Below are 16,919 nucleotides of genomic sequence, written 5' to 3'. Positions count from 1 at the left end.
CGGCCACGCAGCGCTCCTTACTCCTTGCCCTGCGGCCGATAGCGGGCATTCGCACGTGCGTTCCATATGTAAACAGACCCTAGCGCAACTTCGACAATGCGATCCGCGACAGGCCGGCCGCACCGGCCAGCACCGCGGTGTCGCCGCGCAGCGCCATGGCGAAGATGCCGCCCGGCTGGCTCGCGCCGAGTGTATGAAACGTTGCCCCCTGGTCGACGCTCTCGAGCAGCTCGCCCGCCTGGGTCGCGAGAATAAGGTGGCCGTTCGGCAGTTCGGCCGAAGCGAGAATGCTCGCGCCGGTCGGCAGCGTGATCTTGTCCCACGTCGCGCCGCCGTCGGTGGAGCGATACGCGTTGCCGAGCAGACCGTAGACGATCATCGCGTTGTGCGTGGAAGCGAGACCGAAGAAGCTACCCTTCGACGGCGTAGGCACCGCGACGAAACGCTGCTTGTCGGGATCGAGCTTGAGCAGCAGCCCCTGTTCGCCCGCGATATAAAGCGTGCCGTTGATACGGCGCATCGCATGCAGGTTCAACGCGTTGGGATTGTCGACGCGGTCGAACCAGGGCACCCAGCTCTTGCCGCCGTCGTCGGTATGAAAAATGATGTTGAACGAACCGATGACCCAGCCGGAACGCTCGTCATCGAACCAGACGTCGAGAAACGGACGGCCTCCCTGGTCTGCTTCAAAGCGCTCGGCCTCTTCGCGCGATGCCTTGAGATCGGGTGAATCGCCCTGTTGCTTCGCGTAGTACTCGCTCATCAGCCTGGCCGCCTGCTGGCCGTCGAGCTGTCGCGTCCAGCTATTGCCACCGTCGGTGGTATGGAGCACCTCGCCGTCGTGTCCGACCGCCCAGCCCAGCGCGGCCGACTTGAACGTCACGGCCACCAGATCGGAACTCACCGGCACCTGTACCTGGCGCCAATGCACGGCGGCGTCGTCCGATACGAGAATTACTCCGCGCGGACCTACCGCGACCAGGCGCTGTCCGGCCTGCGCCAGCGCCATTAGCGGTTCATGCGCGGCCTGCGGGTTGATGACGGCGGGCGAGCGCATCGGGTCGGCGAATTCAGCGTAGACCGACCCGCTCGCGGCGCATGCCGCGGCGACGATTGCCAGCCAACGAAACAGGGTCTTGCGCATTGTGTCTCCTTCACAGTAACTGGCGATCGATCACGCGAACAGTCCTGAGCTTTTTATGAAAACTTCTTTGTGCGCCACGTCTTCACATTATTGCGCTGCGCCGTACCCACGTAGCGCAGTTCCCAATCCCACAACGCTTCCTGACCGTCCTTCGGCACCGGGAACGGCTTGCCGCCGGATGCGCCGGAAACGAACAGGCCATTCTTTTCGAGCTTCGCGTTCTGCTGGTGATGCGTCCCGCCAGGCGAGCCGGGCAGGGACGCATCACTCAATACCTGATCCTCAACTCGGCGCGCAATTAGCGCACACCCGCGGATTGCATACGCTCCGGCGTGAAGTAGTCATTTGGGAAATTCACGTTGAAGAAAATCCCGGGCGAGTCTGCCGGATGGCTGCCGAAGATATAAATGCCGCTGTTGAAGTCGTAGAACCAGTTACCGAGCGAATACGGCACCTTGTAGTCGTACGCGGGAACCGTGGTCTCAAAGCCGGCGCGATAGAGCTTGCCGGACTGGTCGTAGGCATCCATCATTCCCCCGCCGCCATCCTCGTCGAAGTACAGCGTCTTCTTGCTGTAGATGTGACGCGCGCCCGGCTTGAGCGTCAGCTCCACGACCCATACGCGGTGCAGCTCCCACCGGACATAATCAGGATTCACGAAATGCGGCGTGGTGATCTTGCTGGCCGGCGTGTCGTACTGCTGCTTGTAGTCGTTGTACGGAATGTACATTTCCTTCTTGCCGACCAGCTTCGCGTTCCAGCGATCGATCTTGCCGTAGAACAACTGGATGTCGTCCATCGTGATCGCGCCGGAATAGCCGGGGTTCGGCGTGTCGTAGGCGAGATCGGGCGCCACGCGCACGCGGCGTTGGCCCGGGTTGTATTCCCACGATTGCTGATCGTGATCGGCCGAATCCGTGAAGTACCAGAAGAGCGTCGTGTCGCCAATCAGGCGGGCCGGTGACGCGTAGTCGTTATATACCTGATACCAGATCGCGAGGGGGCCCTTCTTGCGAAACTCCGCTTCGTCCTTCGACTCGAAATACGGATAGAGCAGCGAACTCTTGAACTGCGCAGCAAGAATCGGCGTGCCGCTCGAATCGACGAGCCACGTCTTCACGTTGTTTTTCTGGGCCGTTCCGACGTAGCGCAATTCCCAGTCCCACAGCGCCTCCTGACCGTTTTTCGGCACCGGGAACGGCTTGCCGCCGAACGCCCCATCGATATAAAGGCCATTTTTTTCGAGCTTGGCACTTTCCGCGTCCTTTTCCGAGTTCTGGAGATACCAGTCCGGATACGAAACCGAGCGGTGCGTCGGGTAAACGTCCATCCGGTAAGTCGGATAGCGCTTGAACAGCTCGATCGAGGCGGCACTCAGTTTGTCGGCGTATTGCTGATAGTTCTGAGCCGTGATTTGCAGAACCGGCTTTTCACCAGGAAACGGGTCGGCCCATTTTCCGGAGTCGGCCTTGAACCCGGTCGGAAAGTCCTTGATGCCCCCCGTGTATGCTGGAATCGTGCCCTCCTTGTTGCCGGCAATTTCCGCGCCGAACGGCGTGATCCCACTCTCGATTGCCAGCGTATACGGCGAGGCCCAAACCGCGGCGAGTATCGCCAGCGCCTTAAGAAGCTTTGGGAATCTTTTCACACGTGCCTCCGTCATCAAAACGTTGTCTGATAGGTGATGCCGATCCACGACTTGTCGCTGTACGGTGCACCGAGCGCCGTCGCGGCTCCCGCCGTTGAGTACCCCTTCTTGTTCATGTAGTAGGTGTAGGTAATGTCCACCTCATGCTTGTTGTAGATCGTGAAGTCAAGCCCGACCACGAAGGTGTTCTGCCCCTGTGCTTCGGCCGCCGGCGCGATGACAGATGAGTAGCCCTTCAGATTCAGATTAACGAACAGCGGCATCGTCAAATCAACCCCAGGGAATACCTGATACCACTGCGGGCTCGCACCAATGCCGACCCCGGCCCAGAAGCGCGTCGAGCAGTTGTTAAACGCGGAGTTGCCCGATGCCGAACATTGGCCCGTGGTGTCATAGCTGGAGTTGGCAAAATTCCGCGCATTCGATTGCACGCTTAGCAGCTGGTTGAACGCGAATTCCGCCTGCAGGAACATGTTGTCCCACATGGGCGTCTTGCCGAACGACTGCGTGACGTTCAGCAGACCGTGCAGCGTGCGACCCGTCGGCGCATCGTTGACCGTCGTCGTGTTGACGGCATTGAGTGGCATGTTCCAGCGATACGACAGCTCGCCTGCCACTGCCGAGCTGCCGATCGCACTGTTGAAGCCGGCGCCGATCAGGTTCACGTCGTTGCCGTACTTCGCCGTAACACCGGGAAGGTTGGTGCCCGGGAAGAGTTCGGGTCCGGCACCCGGGAGTAGCACCGCCGCCCACGGCATCTTCATGGCGAAGTGGCGGTACGTAAATTCATAGGTCGTTGCGATCGAATCGACACGCCACTTGCCGTCGATGCCGATATCGCCGATCTGGCCTTTCGTCGGCGCGATGCGCGGAATCGCGAATGTGCCCAGCCCCGGAATGTTTTGGTAGCTGGCGATCGGAGGGCCGTAAAGAATAGGATCGGCACCGCCGAAATATGTGCCGCCTTCAGGCAGCCGATCGTGATTCCATTCGAACGTGTACTGCGCGCCGAGAGAGAACGTGTCGGTAATGTTCGTCGTCACGTCGGCCTGAGCCGTCGGCAACACGATTTCCTTGAGCGAAGCGCTCGGGCTCTGCGTCAGTTTCATCAGGTCGAGCGGCTGCTGACCGATGGCCACCGAGTTCGCGCCACCCAGCGTAGCAAACGCCGACTGCCCCCAGGTGACTGCCGTCCGGCCGAGCTTGACGTTGACAGAGTGACCACCGAGGTCAAAAGTGTGGAACACGAACGCATCACGCAGCTCGGCGCTCGGCCCCTGGTAGTACTTCTTGATGTAGCTGGTGTACTCGTTGTTCGGATAGTTCGGAGGAAATGCAGGATTGCTCGTATTGTGATTCTTGAACGTCGGGTCGTACCACGCGTCCATACTGATGCGGAAGCCGGACGTGTCCTTGTACTTGAAATCGAATTCGCTGTAGAGGTTCAGCATCGACTGGATCGTGCTGAACTTCGGCGTCGATAGATCGCCTTCGTCGTAGGTCGGGCTGTTCGTGTAGAAGTGGTTCGGGTTCTGAAGCCGGATGCCGTAGTCCGCACGCACCGTGTTGTCCCATTCCATGTCGATGTCCGGGTTCGGCACATCGAAGTGGAAGGCGTTGGCGTTCGCGCTCCACAACCCGCACACTGCAGCGATGCAGGTCGCGTGCACGCCAAGGCTGATCGCACCTGGCTTTAGACTCTTCTGTTTCATGCGTCTCCTCTTGTCTTTGTCGCGCTGCCGCAGAAAAGGCCCAGGCCGTTGGACTGCCGCAGACTTTTGCAATGAAGCGAAACCGGCCTCCCTACCTCGTCAGCATCGCGCCTCGGATACCTCCGACAGCGTCACCAGAATGCGAATGCTGTTCGGAAAGATAAACGCTCGAAACTCGACTGTCAACGCTCGCTCACCCCTAAGTGATGCAATTTTCCGAACGACGTTCAAAACGCGGGGTAAACGTGGATTTGAGTTTGGTGATCAACTCGAAGCGGTCCGCGCATGGCCGCGTGACGCTGACGAGACAGTGGCGACGCTTGCATTTGCGAGGTGTCCGATTCGACTGCGCAGATTGACGATGCAAACCATGGATGGCTTTCGGAACACCGTCCGAGCCGATGATGAATCGATAGGCAGGCCGGGCGCAGCCCGGATTCTTCGATTCTAGTCCGGTACGCAGTACAGGCCACGATGAGCCGGCCTTTCCGTCTTTCCATTCAAGCGCGAAAGCAGGACGAATCGCAGAAGCAGCCGAAAACGCTTGTGCGATCGGATCAGTTTCCTTTGCAGTCCTTTTATATAGGCTGTTCACGGACCGCGATCAGACGAATCCCTTATCCCGTTCCTGCGTAGAAGTGCCTTTCTGGTTTGCGAGGAGGAGGCGGGAACACGCGCCATGCCCCGTCGTCGTGCCGAAAGAAGAATATCGCGAAGGAGTTCTCCGCGGCGGACGACCGCGCAAGTACACACCTCGTCTGGCCTGAATTTGCGAAAGTACATCGGGTGATGTGCACCGAGGTGGTTGCAGTGGGCGCAATCCACTTGTCGATCAGCGAACGCAAAGAACCTTCCCCAACCTTCATGTCCAGCTCCTTCTACCGCCCTGTGCGCGCTGCTGACATCACAACCACGAACGCAAATTGGCGACTCTAACCGGCCAACCCCAAACCCTGCGGATCTGCTGCTTCGGCTTGCGACACACGGGAATGGTCGGTTTCCGGCGTAATGTGTCGATTGACTAAATAGTAGTAGTCAGCCGACCCATTATCAAGCCCAAATGACACCAGGGGAAATGCTGGTATGGACAAATCTACCCTTTATTCGGGTAGGATATGTGATGCCGCGAGTGACTGGATCAGGCTTTATCTAAAAGCTAATTAGTCAGAAGACGCATATTTATTCGTCATCCGACTATCATCAGGTCAATGCCGGCGCTGCCCGATCAGGATCGAACGCCGTTCGTATCAGGCGGGGTATAGCCCGCAGATACACATCCCGGACTGGCAACAAGCGCGAGGACAGCAGACGCCAAGGAGAGCACAACAGATGAAAGACCTGACCATCTCATCGGCAGACCTCGGCAACACGGCAGCAGACGGGCCCAGACGGCGCGGGAACAGAACGACCCGCGTGCCCGCCATCATCGAAGTGGCGATCGAGGTCTTCGCATCCGAAGGTAACGCTGGTTTCACTCAACGCCGCATTGCCAGCGAGGCAGGGATTCGACTGAGGACCTTGCAGCACTACTTCAGCACCCGCGAAGAACTATTGCGGGCCACGATCGAGGCATACACGGATCGCTATTTCGAACACTATCGGACGATCGCCCAAGACAAATCCCGGTCACCGGAAGCACGACTGGATGTCATCGTCGACGAGGCGTTCTCCGTACTGACGGCGAGCGGCGGAAACCGCGTTAGCGCCTTTGTGCTGGAATGCTGGAGCCTCGCAGAGCATGAGCCCTTTCTGCATGCCCTGATGGCGAAATCTACTGCGGATTTTCAGGGTCTCCTGGCGGAACTGATCGCGCAGATCAACCCAACCTTGCCCTCGGGAGAATGCACGTTGCGCGGCGCCCTACTCCTTTCACATCTGCACGGTCTGGTCGTCTTTCTTCGCCGGTCCGGCGCGGGCACATTTAATGCGGACTCGTTCCGTCACGCCATGAAGGTCGTCTGGCGAGCGTTGAGCAAGGCATCTCCATAGAACTGCAAGGCAGCTGCTTGTGCCAGAATCGCGCCCGGCCCGGATCGAGCGGCCGGCGCCATGTGACGGGCGCACCGAGCCGCGGATCCCCTTCTACAGACGCACATGGTCGCAATGGCCTGCTCAGGCCATTGTGACCGATCCTCAGCGGACCACGTCCCAGACAAGAGGCAAGTGGTATAGCGTGCCGTTCACACCTCCGCGGACACCCGCTTTCTCGCCAGGCTTGATCTGGAAATCGGGAATCCGCTTAAGCCATTCCTGAAGGAAAACCTTCAACTCCACGCGCGCAAGGAACGAGCCGGGACAACGATGCGCGCCATTGCCGAACGTCGAATGAATCGGCGTAGGCCGAGCGAAATCGACGCTCAGCGGATCGTCGAACTTCCTCTCGTCCAGACCGTGCAGTGTGGTCGGCATGATGATCATGTCACCCGCCTTCAACTGCACGCCCTTGTACTCGAAATCGTGTGTGATCCGCCGCCCTTGATTGACCACCGGGAAGCGCCGCAGAAGCTCGTCCACGGCCTTCTGCGTCAGTTCGGGGTTGTCGATGAGCTGCTTTCGGTGGGCCGGGCTCCCGGCGAGGAATCGCGCGATAAAGCCCATTGCCGAGGCAACCGTGTCGAGGCCGCCAATCAGCACGAGACCACAGAGCCCCCGCACTTCTTCGTCGGTGAGCGCGCGCCCGTCGATCTTCGAATGGACAATCTTGCTGATGAGATCGTCACCCGGGTTCGCGCGGCGTTCCGCAATCTTCCCCCCCAGGTACTGAAAAATCGCACCGAGCGCCTTGAGCTTCTCGTTGGCATCGACCGGGCGGACCATCTTGTCAGCGAGGCCGAGCAAGTACTCGCGATCCTCGGCGGGCAGCGCCACCATGTTCATGAAAATGCCGATCGGAAGATGCTGCGCAAACCCCGATACGAATTCCACCTCGCCCTCAAGATAAAAGCCGTCGATCAATTCGATCGCCATTTCGCGCGCCTTCTCCTCGAGCTTGCCGATTGCCTGCGGCATGAACGCGGGCGCGATCAGCGCGCGATAGGCGGTGTGCTGCGGAGGATCGAAGAAGATCGGCGGCAACGGTTGATGCTCGACGAGCGGCACTGTCAGTTGCTTCGACGAGAAATTCTCATAGTCCTTGAGGATGTGATAGATGTCATCGCCGCGCGTCGCGATCCAGTGTCCGCCGTTGCGGGGTGTCCAGAGAATGTCGGGAATGCCTTCGGCGTGCAACTGCTTGAGCGAGAGATGGTAGTCGTCTTCGGCACCCGGCGGATTGTAGATATCGATGTCGAACACTCGTTCAGGCAATACGTGCGCGGGAATTGGCGCCAGCTCCGGAGTCGCGCCATGAGCAGCTACTGACATCAGTTGTCTCCTTTCTTCAAATCGACCGGCATGTGCGGTCGGGGCCATTCTTGTCGTCTGATTAACTGCAATTACAGGAACGCGCCGTACAGCTCGATATGGTGTTCGGTGTTTCCCCAAGTCATGTCGATGCAGGTGAGCCGCTTCACGTACCACCCCACCGCCAGTTCGTCCGTCATGCCCATCCCTCCGTGCAGTTGTACCGCTTGCTGCGCCACGAAGCGTGCACTACGGCCAATCAGCGCCTTTGCGGCAGTCACAGCACGATGGGCTTCCAGCTCGTCGTCATCGCCAAGTTTCGCCGCCGCAAAGTAGACCATCGATTTCGCCTGCTCTACGGCGGTCAAAATATCGGCGGCGCGATGCTGCAGCGCCTGGAATTTGCCGATCGGCGAACCAAACTGCTTTCGCGTGCGCAGGTATTCAAAGGTCAGATCGCTCAGCCGCGACATCGCGCCCACCGCTTCCGCACAGAGCGCGAAAATACCTTGATCGACGGTCCACTCGAGCAACGGGTAGCCCTGATCGACGACGCCGATGACAGCACTTGCATCGACGCGCACGTCGTCCAGCACCACCTCGGCGACACGCTGCCCGTCGAGTGCCGGAAATCCTTTGACGCTGACGCCTTGCGTTCGCGCATCGACGGCGAACAGCGTGATGCCGTGCTTGTCGGTCTGCTCGCCTGCGCTACGCGCCGAAACCAGCAGAATGTCCGCGCTGTCGCCGTGCAGTACAACGCCTTTGCGTCCATTCAGGATGAACCCGTCACGCGTTGGCTCGGCCCTCATCGCAACATTCCACAAATCGAAACGCGCGCCCGGTTCAAGCGTCGCCAGCGCGGTCTTCAGGCTGCCGTCCGCGATACCAGCCAGCCACTCCGCCTTGCGCGCCTCGTGTCCCGCGCGCCCGATCAACTTCGCGCCGATCACGGCCGTCGAAACAAACGGCTCCAGTACGAGCCCACGGCCGAAGGCCTCCATCACGAGCATGGTCTCGACCGGCCCCGTGCCAAGGCCGCCATGATCCTGCGGCACGTTCAGCGCCAACACGCCCATTTCGGCCAGCGTCGTCCAGTGCGCAGCCGACCAGCCCTCGGGAGTAGCGGCGAGACGGCGCCTCGCCTCGAAGTCGTATTCCTTTTCGACGAAACGGCCGACCACGTCGGCCAGCATCTGTTCCTCTTCAACCAGCGTGAAGTCCATGGCGTGTCCTCAGATGCCGAGCGCCTGCCTGGCGATGATGTTTTTCTGCACTTCAGTCGAACCGCCGTAGATCGAAATCTTGCGCCAGTCCAGGTAGTGCGCGGCCAGCGCGTTGAGCAGCTCGCCGTTCGCGGTTTCGCCGCGCCAGTCCGCCTCCAGCGCTTCGCTTACAAAAGGCACCGCATAGGGGCCTGCGCATTCCATGATCAGCTCCGTAAGCTCCTGCTGAATCTCCGAACCGCGGATTTTCAGCACCGAAGCCTCCGGTCCGATGGGACGTCCTGCAGTTTCGGCTGAGACGACGCGCAGCAGCGACCATTCGTGCGCGATCAAATCGATTTCCACCCTGGCGATGCGATCGCGAAAGCGAACGTCCTCGATGAGAGGCTTGCCGTGCTTACGCTCGGTGCTGGCAATCTCCTTCAGACGTCGCATGAAACGCTTGCAGTTGCCGAGGCCGGCGATGTTGGTCCGCTCGTGGCCGAGCAGATACTTGGCGATCGACCAGCCGCGATGCTCCTCACCGACGAGATTGCTCACTGGCACTGCCACATTGTCGAAGAACACTTCGTTGACGTCGTGGCCGCCGTCAAGCGTGCGGATGGGTCTGACCGTCATGCCGGGCGTCGACATATCGATCAGCAGGAACGAGATGCCTTCCTGTGGGCGGCCGCTGCCATCCGTGCGGACCAGGCAGAAAATCCAGTTCGCCCATTGGGCAAACGAGGTCCAGATCTTCTGGCCGTTGACGACGTAGAACGGTTGACCGTCGCGCTCGACGCGGTCCGCACGCGTCTTGAGCGACGCCAGATCGGAACCCGCACCCGGCTCGGAGTAACCCTGACACCACCAGTCCTCCATCGAGATGATGCGCGGCAGGAACCGTTCGCGCTGCGCGTCGGTGCCGAACTTCTGGATGACAGGTCCAACCATCGAAAGGCCAAACGGCATCTGGCGCGGCGCGCCGGCGGTAAAGCATTCCTCGTCGAAAATGTTGCGCTGCGCGGCATTCCAGGCGGCGCCGCCGAATTGCGCGGGCCATGCAGGTGCGCCCCATCCCTTCCCGGCCAGAATGCGTTGCCAGCGCACGTAGTCTTCGCGCGGCACATGGCGGAAGTTCAGCACCCGTTCACGAATGTCGTCGGGCAAATGAGTCGCTACGAATTCGCGCACCGTGGCGCGAAATTCCTTGTCGGCGGGACTCTCTTTCAGGTCCATTTCAGCCTCCCGCCGGGCCGCCCCCAAGGGAGGCTGAAGCCCCCCCGGGGGGCCGCGAACAACAGTGAGCATGGGGGTCGTTTCATTTCAGGCTCCAGTCGCGGCCCGGCAAAGCACGTCGGCGCTGCCGGGCGCGGTTTCAGGCAATTTCCACGATTCCGTTGTTCAGCACCACCACATCGCGTGCGTCGACGCGCGCCCGCAGATGCAGACGCGTGTCACTGTCCCGCCAGAACTGGAAGCGCACTTCTTCGCCAGGGTACACCGGCGCGGTCAGGCGCAAGGCGAGTCGCTTCAGACGCTTTGCGTCGTTGCCCGCGAAGGTGCGAATCGCGGCGTAACCCGCCATGCCATAGGTCGCGAGGCCGTGAAGAATGGGCCGGTTGAATCCGGCTTTCGATGCCACCTCCGGGTCCGCGTGTAACGGGTTGGCATCACCCGACAGGCGATAGATCAACGCAGCATGGGCACCGGTCGAAAAGACGTATTCCGCGTCCGGCGCGCGCTCCGGCACAGCCGGAAGCGCTTCGGGCGGCGCGTCGCTCGCGCCCGACCCGGCGCTGAACCCTCCGTCGCCGCGCAGAAAGGACACCTGCCGGACTTCGGCAAGTTGTTCGCCCGAAGAGGCGTCGATGATGTCACGCTTGAGTTCGACGATCGCGCCCTTGCCCGCGCCCTTGTCCGAGATGCGGCTCACCCGCGTCTTGCTGACGATGGTCGCTGCAACCGGCATCGGGCGCATGAAGCGAACGTCCTGCTCACCGTGCACGAGCTTCAGGTAGTCGATGCCCGTATGCGGATCGCGCATCCACGATTTCGGCCACGCGAACGCGGCCGCGCAAGTCGGCATCGCTTGCAGGTCCTTTTCATATACGTAGCGCAGCTGTTCTGCGTCCAGCGGGTCTGCGCCCAACCCGAGACCCAGCGAATACAGCATCACGTCGCGCTCGCTATATGTCTGCGTGACATCTTCGATCGGCCAGTTCTTGACGACTTCGTAGTTCAGCATGAGGTGGTAGTCCTATGTGTGCTCAGTAGTCCGTGAAGTTGGGCTTGCGCTTCTCGAGAAAGCTCGCCATGCCTTCCTTGTAGTCATCGCACTGGTTGGCGATCGGCATGTCCAACCCGGCGTGTATCACCGCCTCGTGGGGCGTCTGGAACGGCACCTCCCAGACCTGCTCCTTCATGATGCGCATCGAGCGCGGCGAGCAGTACTCCGCCATTTCACGCGCGTACGCATAAGTCTCCTCGACCAGCTTGTCCGCCGGAATTGCCCGATTCACGAGTCCCATACGTTCGGCTTCGCGCCCCTTGATCTTGCGTCCCGACAGCAGCAGGTCGAGCGCGTGTGCCTGGCCGACGTGGCACGCGAGTATCCAGGCCATCCCGTATTCCGCGCTCAGGCCGCGGCGCGCGAATGCCGTCGTGATGGTCGCGTCTTCGGACGCAAAGCGGATGTCGCAGAAAAGGGCGTGGATCAGGCCAATGCCGACGGTGGCGCCGTTGAGCATCGCGATCACCGGCTTCGGAATGGCCGGATAGTAAGAGCAGCGCGTTTGCCAGTCGGCGCGCTTGCGCATGTCGAACGGACGCGGGAGCTTCGTCATCAGCGCGGCGGGATCACCGCCGAAGCTGTGAATATCGCCGCCCGCGCAAAACGCCTTGCCCGCGCCGGTGAAAACGATCACGCGCACGCCATGGTCCGCGCCCGCCGCTTGCATCGCCTCGTACACTTCGGTCGCCACCTGGTCGTTCCAGGTGTTCATGTGTTCCGGACGGTTCAGCGTGATCGTCGCTACCCGGTCCTTGACGTCGTACAGAATGGTCTCGAAGCGCATCAGATCCCTCCAAAGCTCAGAATGAACGCGGCAGGTCGAGCACGTGCTCGGCGACGTAGGACAGAATCAGGTTCGTCGAAATCGGCGCCACCTGATAGAGCCGGGTTTCGCGGAACTTGCGCTCGACATCGTATTCGCAGGCGAAACCGAAGCCGCCATGGGTCTGCAGACAGGCATTGGCGGCTTTCCACGAAGCCGTGGCCGCGAGATGCTTCGCCATGTTCGCTTCCGCGCCGCACGGTTGATGGTTGTCGAACAGTTCGCAGGCCTTGTAGCGCATCAGATCCGCCGCGCGCACGTCGATGTAGGCCTCGGCGATCGGGAACTGGATGCCCTGGTTCATACCGATGGGCCGGTCGAACACGATACGCTCGCTGGCGTACTTCGACGCGCGCTCGACGAACCAGTAGCCGTCGCCGATGCACTCGGCCGCGATCAGTGCGCGCTCGGCGTTGAGTCCGTCGAGGATGTACCTGAAGCCCTTGCCTTCCTCGCCAATCAGGTTCTCTTCAGGAATCTCCAGATTGTCGAAGAACAGTTCGTTCGTCTCGTGATTGACCATGTTCGGAATCGGCCGCACGGTCAGGCCATTGCCGATAGCCTGGTGCAGGTCCACGAGAAAGCACGACAGCCCATCCGACTTCTTCTTCACGTCCGACAACGGCGTGGTGCGTGCGAGCAGGATCATCATGTCCGAATGCTGCACGCGCGAAATCCATACCTTCTGGCCGTTCACCACGTACCGGTCGTCTCTTTTTACAGCAGTGGTCTTCAGCTTCGTCGTGTCCGTTCCGGTGGTCGGTTCGGTCACAGCCATCGATTGCAGACGCAATTCTCCGCTCGCGATCTTCGGCAGGTATTTGCGCTTTTGCGCCTCCGAGCCGTTTCTGAGCAGCGTATTCATGTTGTACATCTGGCCATGACAAAAGCCAGAGTTGCCGCCGTTGCGGTTGATCTCCTCCATGATCACGGACGCCTCGGTCAACCCGAGACCTGAACCGCCATACTCCTGAGGGATCAGCGCGGCCATCCAGCCGGCCTTCGTCAGCGCGTCCACAAACGCCTCGGGATAGACGCGCTCGTGATCGATGCGGCGCCAGTACTCGTCGGGGTACGCCTTCGAGAGGTCGCGCAAGGCGTCGCGCAGTTCCTGATATTGATCGGGTGGGGAAATTCGGCTCATGAATGGTTTCCGTTTGCTTGGCTGGACGCGCGGTTCACGCTGCTGCATCGATCAGTCCGCCGGCATTGGCGAGCTGGGTCAGATGATGTTCGGTCGAACCGAACTGGATATCGATCACGCTCAGGCGTCTCAGGTAGTGGCCAATCTTGCACTCTTCAGTCATCCCGATGCCGCCATGCAGTTGCACGCCTTGCTGACCCACGAAGCGGCCCGAGCGCCCGATCTGCACTTTCGCCGCCGACATACTGCGATCGCGTTCCGCCGCGTCCGGCTCCTCGCTCATCATGGTCGCGAAGAGCGCCATGCTGCGCGCCTGCTCCACCATGACGAGCATGTCGACTGCACGATGCTGGAGCGCCTGAAATGATCCGATAGGCACCCCGAACTGCTTGCGGACCTTCAGGTACTCCACGGTTTCTTCGTGCGCAGCTGCCATTGCACCTACGGCTTCCGCGCTCACCGCCGCGATCGCGTGCGCAACGACCGTTTCTATCAGCGGCAACGCGGCGCCCGCGGTGCCCAGAACGTCGCTATCTGGAACGCGCACGCCGGACAACTGAATGTCTGCCGCACGCAGTCGGTCTTGCGTCGGATACGGGTGGCGCGTCACGCCCTCTGCGTCGCCCCTAACCACGAACAGCCCGATGCCGTCACGCTCGCGCCTACCACCGGACACGCGCGCCGACACCGCGAGAACGTCGGCGCTGCCGCCGTGAAGCACAACGCGCTTGGCGCCGTCGAGCACCCAGCCGGCGGCTTCGCGTCGTGCGGTAGTCGCAACGTCGGCGAGGTCGTACCGCGCCTGCGCCTCGCTGTGCGCGAACGCCATCTGCAACTCGCCCTGCGCAATCTGCGGCAGAATCGCCGCGCGTTGCGCCGCGTTGCCGCCAAGCCGCGCCAAGCCGCCGCCCAGCACGACCGTCGCGAGATACGGTTCGACCGCGAGAGCGCGGCCCAACGCTTCCATCACGATCATCGTTTCGACAGGGCCGCAGTGGCTGCCGCCGTATTCCTCGTCAAACGAAAGGCCCAACAGACCCATGTCGGCATAACGCGCCCAAAGCTCGCGGCTGAAACCGTCCGGGTCAGCGAGATACTTCGCGCGCTGCTCGAACCCGTACTCGTCTTTGACGAGCCGGTCGACGCTGTCCTTGAGCATGCGTTGCTCATCGGTGAAATCAAAGTCCATATCTGATGCTTCTCCGCAGTTCGCCCGTCGCTCAAAGTCCGAGTACGGACTTGGCGAGAATGTTCTTCTGAATCTCGTTGGAGCCGCCCACGATCGAGACATGACGCGCGAAGTAGTGATTCGGCGCAACGGTGAGCGCCCATTCGGGTTCGCGAACCGGATCGGCAAGCCCACGCAGGAAGTCGAGATCGAGCGGTAAAGCATCCGGCCCTGCCACCTCGAGGAGCAATTCAGCTGCAAGTTGCTGCAGCTCCGAACCCTTGATCTTCAGGATCGAAGTCTTCGGGTCGGGCACATGGCTCTCCTGCGAGCTGCTCTCGGCGATCACGCGCATCTGCGTCATCTCCAAGGCCTTCAGTTCCACCTCGACAGCCGCGACACGTTCACGAAAACGCGAGTCGTCCCACAGCACACCGTCGCCGCAGGGCACGCGCTTCGCAAGATCCTTCGCGTGGCGCACGCGCATCTTCGAAATGCCCACGCGCGCAATCCCGCTGCGCTCGTTGCCGAGCAGATACTTCGCGTAGTCCCAACCCTTGTTTTCCTCGCCAATTCGGTTCGCAACCGGCACGCGCACGTTGTCGAAGAACACCTCGTTGGTTTCGTGGTGGCCGTCGATCGTGACGATCGGGCGCACGGTCAGGCCCGGTGTCTTCATGTCGATCAGCAGGTACGTGATGCCCTGCTGTTTCTTGCCGCTCGAATCCGTGCGTACGAGACAGAACATCCAGTCCGCGTGATGCGCCGTCGAAGTCCAGAGCTTCTGGCCGTTGATGACATAGTGGTCCCCGTCGCGCACCGCCTGGGTTCGCAGCGCGGCCAGGTCCGAACCGGCGCCGGGCTCGGAGAATCCCTGGCAGAACCAGTATTCGAGGCTCGCGATGCGAGGCAGGAAATGGCGCTTCTGCTCCTCGCTGCCGAACGCGATCAAAACCGGACCGATCATGTTCACGTTGAATGACAGCGTCTCGGGCGCCGGGGCCATGTGCAGCTCTTCCTTGAAGATGTATTGCTGCACCGCGCTCCAGCCCGTCCCGCCCCACGCCTTGTCCCACGCTGGCGTCGCCCAGCCGCGCTCGTAGAGCATGCGTTGCCAGCGGCGCAGGTCGGCCGCCGAATAGCGCTGCCCCAAGGTAGCTTTGCGTCGGATGTCGGCCGGCAGCGCTTCCTTGAAGAAGGCTCTGACCTCATTGCGGAACGCCAGCTCTTCGTCGGTATATCGCAGATCCATGAGTGTCTCGTTTCGTCTTTATGGGTCGCCTGTCGGGCGCGGCTCAGGCCAGCGTTCCCGCTTCTTTCAACTCGCCAATGCGGCCCGGTTCGAGCCATGCCGCCAGCGCGGCGTCGATCGTGGTCGCGTCGGGTGCCTCGGGCGCCGTCGGCTTCGCGGGCACCGTGGCGGAGAAGCGCGGCGCCGGCGCGGGCTGCACGATGCCGTCCACTTCGATGAACGTGCCGCGCGCCTTCAGATGCGCATGCCCGGGTGCCTCGGTCCACGACAGAACCGGTGCGAAGCACGCGTCCGTGTGTTCGAGCAAGGTGGTCCATTGCTCGCGTGTGCGTCGCTTGAATTTCAGCGCGAACAGTGCGCGCGCGGCGGGCCAGTTGCTGGCGTCGAGCTGCGTACCCAGGGTTTGCGGATCGATGTCGAGCAGGCGGAGGAGTTCGAGATAGAACTTGTCCTCGATGGGGCCGACCGTAATCCACTTGCCGTCCGCGCATTCATAAACGTCGTAGAAGTGCGATCCCGAATCCGTGATATTCGTCCCGCGCCCGTCGCGCCAGATGCCGGCAGCCTGCATGCCGAAGAACGTGGTAGCAAGGTTGGCCGTGCCGTCGACGATCGCGGCATCCACGATCTGTCCCGCGCCGCCGTTGCGCGCATGCAGGATCGCCGACAGGAGCCCCATTGCAAGGTACAGCGAACCGCCCGCATAGTCGCCGATCAGATTCAGCGGTATCGACGGCGGCTGATCGCGGCGGCCAATTGCGTTGAGGACGCCAGTGATCGCGATGTAGTTCAGGTCATGCCCGGCGTACTGCGCGAGCGGACCTTGCTGGCCCCATCCCGTGATGCGTCCGTAAGCGAGCTTCGGATTGCGTTCGAGGCAGGCCTGCGGACCCAGCCCGAGTCGCTCGGTTACGCCGGGTCGGAAACCTTCTATCAGGGCATCGGCGCGCTCCACCAGCGTGAGCACGAGTTCGACGGCCTCCGGGTCTTTCAGGTCGAGCGCAATCGTCTTTCGGTTGCGCAGCAACAGGTTGTAGCGCAGCGGACGCTCGATACCGAGCTTGACCGGCTGGCGACGTTCGATGCGCAACACCGTCGCACCCAGATCGGCGAGCAGCATCGCCGCCATGGGCCCCGGGCCGATGCCGGCCAGCTCGATGATTCGAACTCCTGCAAGCGGACCCATGG

Annotated in this window: 14 protein-coding genes; 1 reads left to right on the top strand and 13 read right to left on the bottom strand. The window is 61.3% G+C overall.

The annotated features are described in order from the left end of the window. Positions 1-79: 79 nt before the first annotated feature. The 4 genes from F6X40_RS32730 to F6X40_RS32715 are packed head-to-tail and all read right to left on the bottom strand — an operon-like array spanning position 80 to position 4,504. Positions 80-1,144 carry a WD40/YVTN/BNR-like repeat-containing protein gene (locus F6X40_RS32730; protein WP_187630671.1) on the bottom strand — a complete coding sequence of 355 codons (1,065 nt, stop codon included), beginning with the start codon at positions 1,142-1,144 and terminating at the stop codon, positions 80-82. 53 nt (positions 1,145-1,197) lie between these two features. Further along, entirely contained in the window at positions 1,198-1,416 is a 219-nt protein-coding gene (locus tag F6X40_RS32725) for a DUF1329 domain-containing protein (protein ID WP_410452554.1), read from the bottom strand. Positions 1,417-1,442: 26 nt separating this feature from the next. Further along, complete coding sequence (locus F6X40_RS32720; RefSeq protein WP_187630670.1) at positions 1,443-2,792, bottom strand: DUF1329 domain-containing protein; 1,350 nt, start codon at positions 2,790-2,792, stop codon at positions 1,443-1,445. Positions 2,793-2,806: 14 nt separating this feature from the next. Continuing rightward, positions 2,807-4,504 carry a DUF1302 domain-containing protein gene (locus F6X40_RS32715; RefSeq protein WP_262421637.1) on the bottom strand — a complete coding sequence of 566 codons (1,698 nt, stop codon included), beginning with the start codon at positions 4,502-4,504 and terminating at the stop codon, positions 2,807-2,809. Between the two features lie 1,329 nt (positions 4,505-5,833). Between F6X40_RS32715 and F6X40_RS32710 the strand changes: the two genes are divergently transcribed. Then, positions 5,834-6,493: a TetR/AcrR family transcriptional regulator gene (locus F6X40_RS32710; protein WP_187630669.1), complete on the top strand. Its 660-nt coding sequence runs from the start codon at positions 5,834-5,836 to the stop codon at positions 6,491-6,493. A 144-nt stretch (positions 6,494-6,637) separates the two neighbouring features. Here the strand turns inward: F6X40_RS32710 and F6X40_RS32705 are convergent, their stop codons facing one another. From F6X40_RS32705 to F6X40_RS32665, 9 genes are all read right to left on the bottom strand, one after another. Further along, positions 6,638-7,867 carry a cytochrome P450 gene (locus F6X40_RS32705; RefSeq protein WP_187630675.1) on the bottom strand — a complete coding sequence of 410 codons (1,230 nt, stop codon included), beginning with the start codon at positions 7,865-7,867 and terminating at the stop codon, positions 6,638-6,640. 71 nt (positions 7,868-7,938) lie between these two features. After that, positions 7,939-9,042 (bottom strand): acyl-CoA dehydrogenase family protein, encoded by a 1,104-nt coding sequence (locus F6X40_RS32700; protein ID WP_262421638.1) that lies wholly within the window; start codon positions 9,040-9,042, stop codon positions 7,939-7,941. A 39-nt stretch (positions 9,043-9,081) separates the two neighbouring features. After that, positions 9,082-10,290: an acyl-CoA dehydrogenase family protein gene (locus F6X40_RS32695; RefSeq protein WP_187630667.1), complete on the bottom strand. Its 1,209-nt coding sequence runs from the start codon at positions 10,288-10,290 to the stop codon at positions 9,082-9,084. Positions 10,291-10,429: 139 nt separating this feature from the next. Then, positions 10,430-11,299 carry a MaoC/PaaZ C-terminal domain-containing protein gene (locus tag F6X40_RS32690; RefSeq protein ID WP_187630666.1) on the bottom strand — a complete coding sequence of 290 codons (870 nt, stop codon included), beginning with the start codon at positions 11,297-11,299 and terminating at the stop codon, positions 10,430-10,432. Between the two features lie 22 nt (positions 11,300-11,321). Continuing rightward, positions 11,322-12,128, bottom strand: a complete 807-nt coding sequence (locus tag F6X40_RS32685) for an enoyl-CoA hydratase (protein WP_187630665.1) — start codon at positions 12,126-12,128, stop codon at positions 11,322-11,324. Between the two features lie 16 nt (positions 12,129-12,144). Further along, positions 12,145-13,311, bottom strand: coding sequence for an acyl-CoA dehydrogenase family protein (locus F6X40_RS32680; RefSeq protein ID WP_184064303.1), 1,167 nt, complete (start codon positions 13,309-13,311; stop codon positions 12,145-12,147). Positions 13,312-13,345: 34 nt separating this feature from the next. Beyond that, positions 13,346-14,500, bottom strand: coding sequence for an acyl-CoA dehydrogenase family protein (locus tag F6X40_RS32675; RefSeq protein ID WP_187630664.1), 1,155 nt, complete (start codon positions 14,498-14,500; stop codon positions 13,346-13,348). A 31-nt stretch (positions 14,501-14,531) separates the two neighbouring features. Then, positions 14,532-15,731 (bottom strand): acyl-CoA dehydrogenase family protein, encoded by a 1,200-nt coding sequence (locus tag F6X40_RS32670; RefSeq protein ID WP_187630663.1) that lies wholly within the window; start codon positions 15,729-15,731, stop codon positions 14,532-14,534. Between the two features lie 43 nt (positions 15,732-15,774). Further along, complete coding sequence (locus tag F6X40_RS32665) at positions 15,775-16,917, bottom strand: CaiB/BaiF CoA transferase family protein (protein WP_187630662.1); 1,143 nt, start codon at positions 16,915-16,917, stop codon at positions 15,775-15,777. Between the last annotated feature and the right edge of the window lie 2 nt (positions 16,918-16,919).

The sequence above is a fragment of the Paraburkholderia sp. UCT31 genome, assembly GCF_014397655.1.
GTDB lineage: Bacteria > Pseudomonadota > Gammaproteobacteria > Burkholderiales > Burkholderiaceae > Paraburkholderia > Paraburkholderia tuberum.
This window is presented reverse-complemented; position numbering and strand designations above follow the sequence as displayed.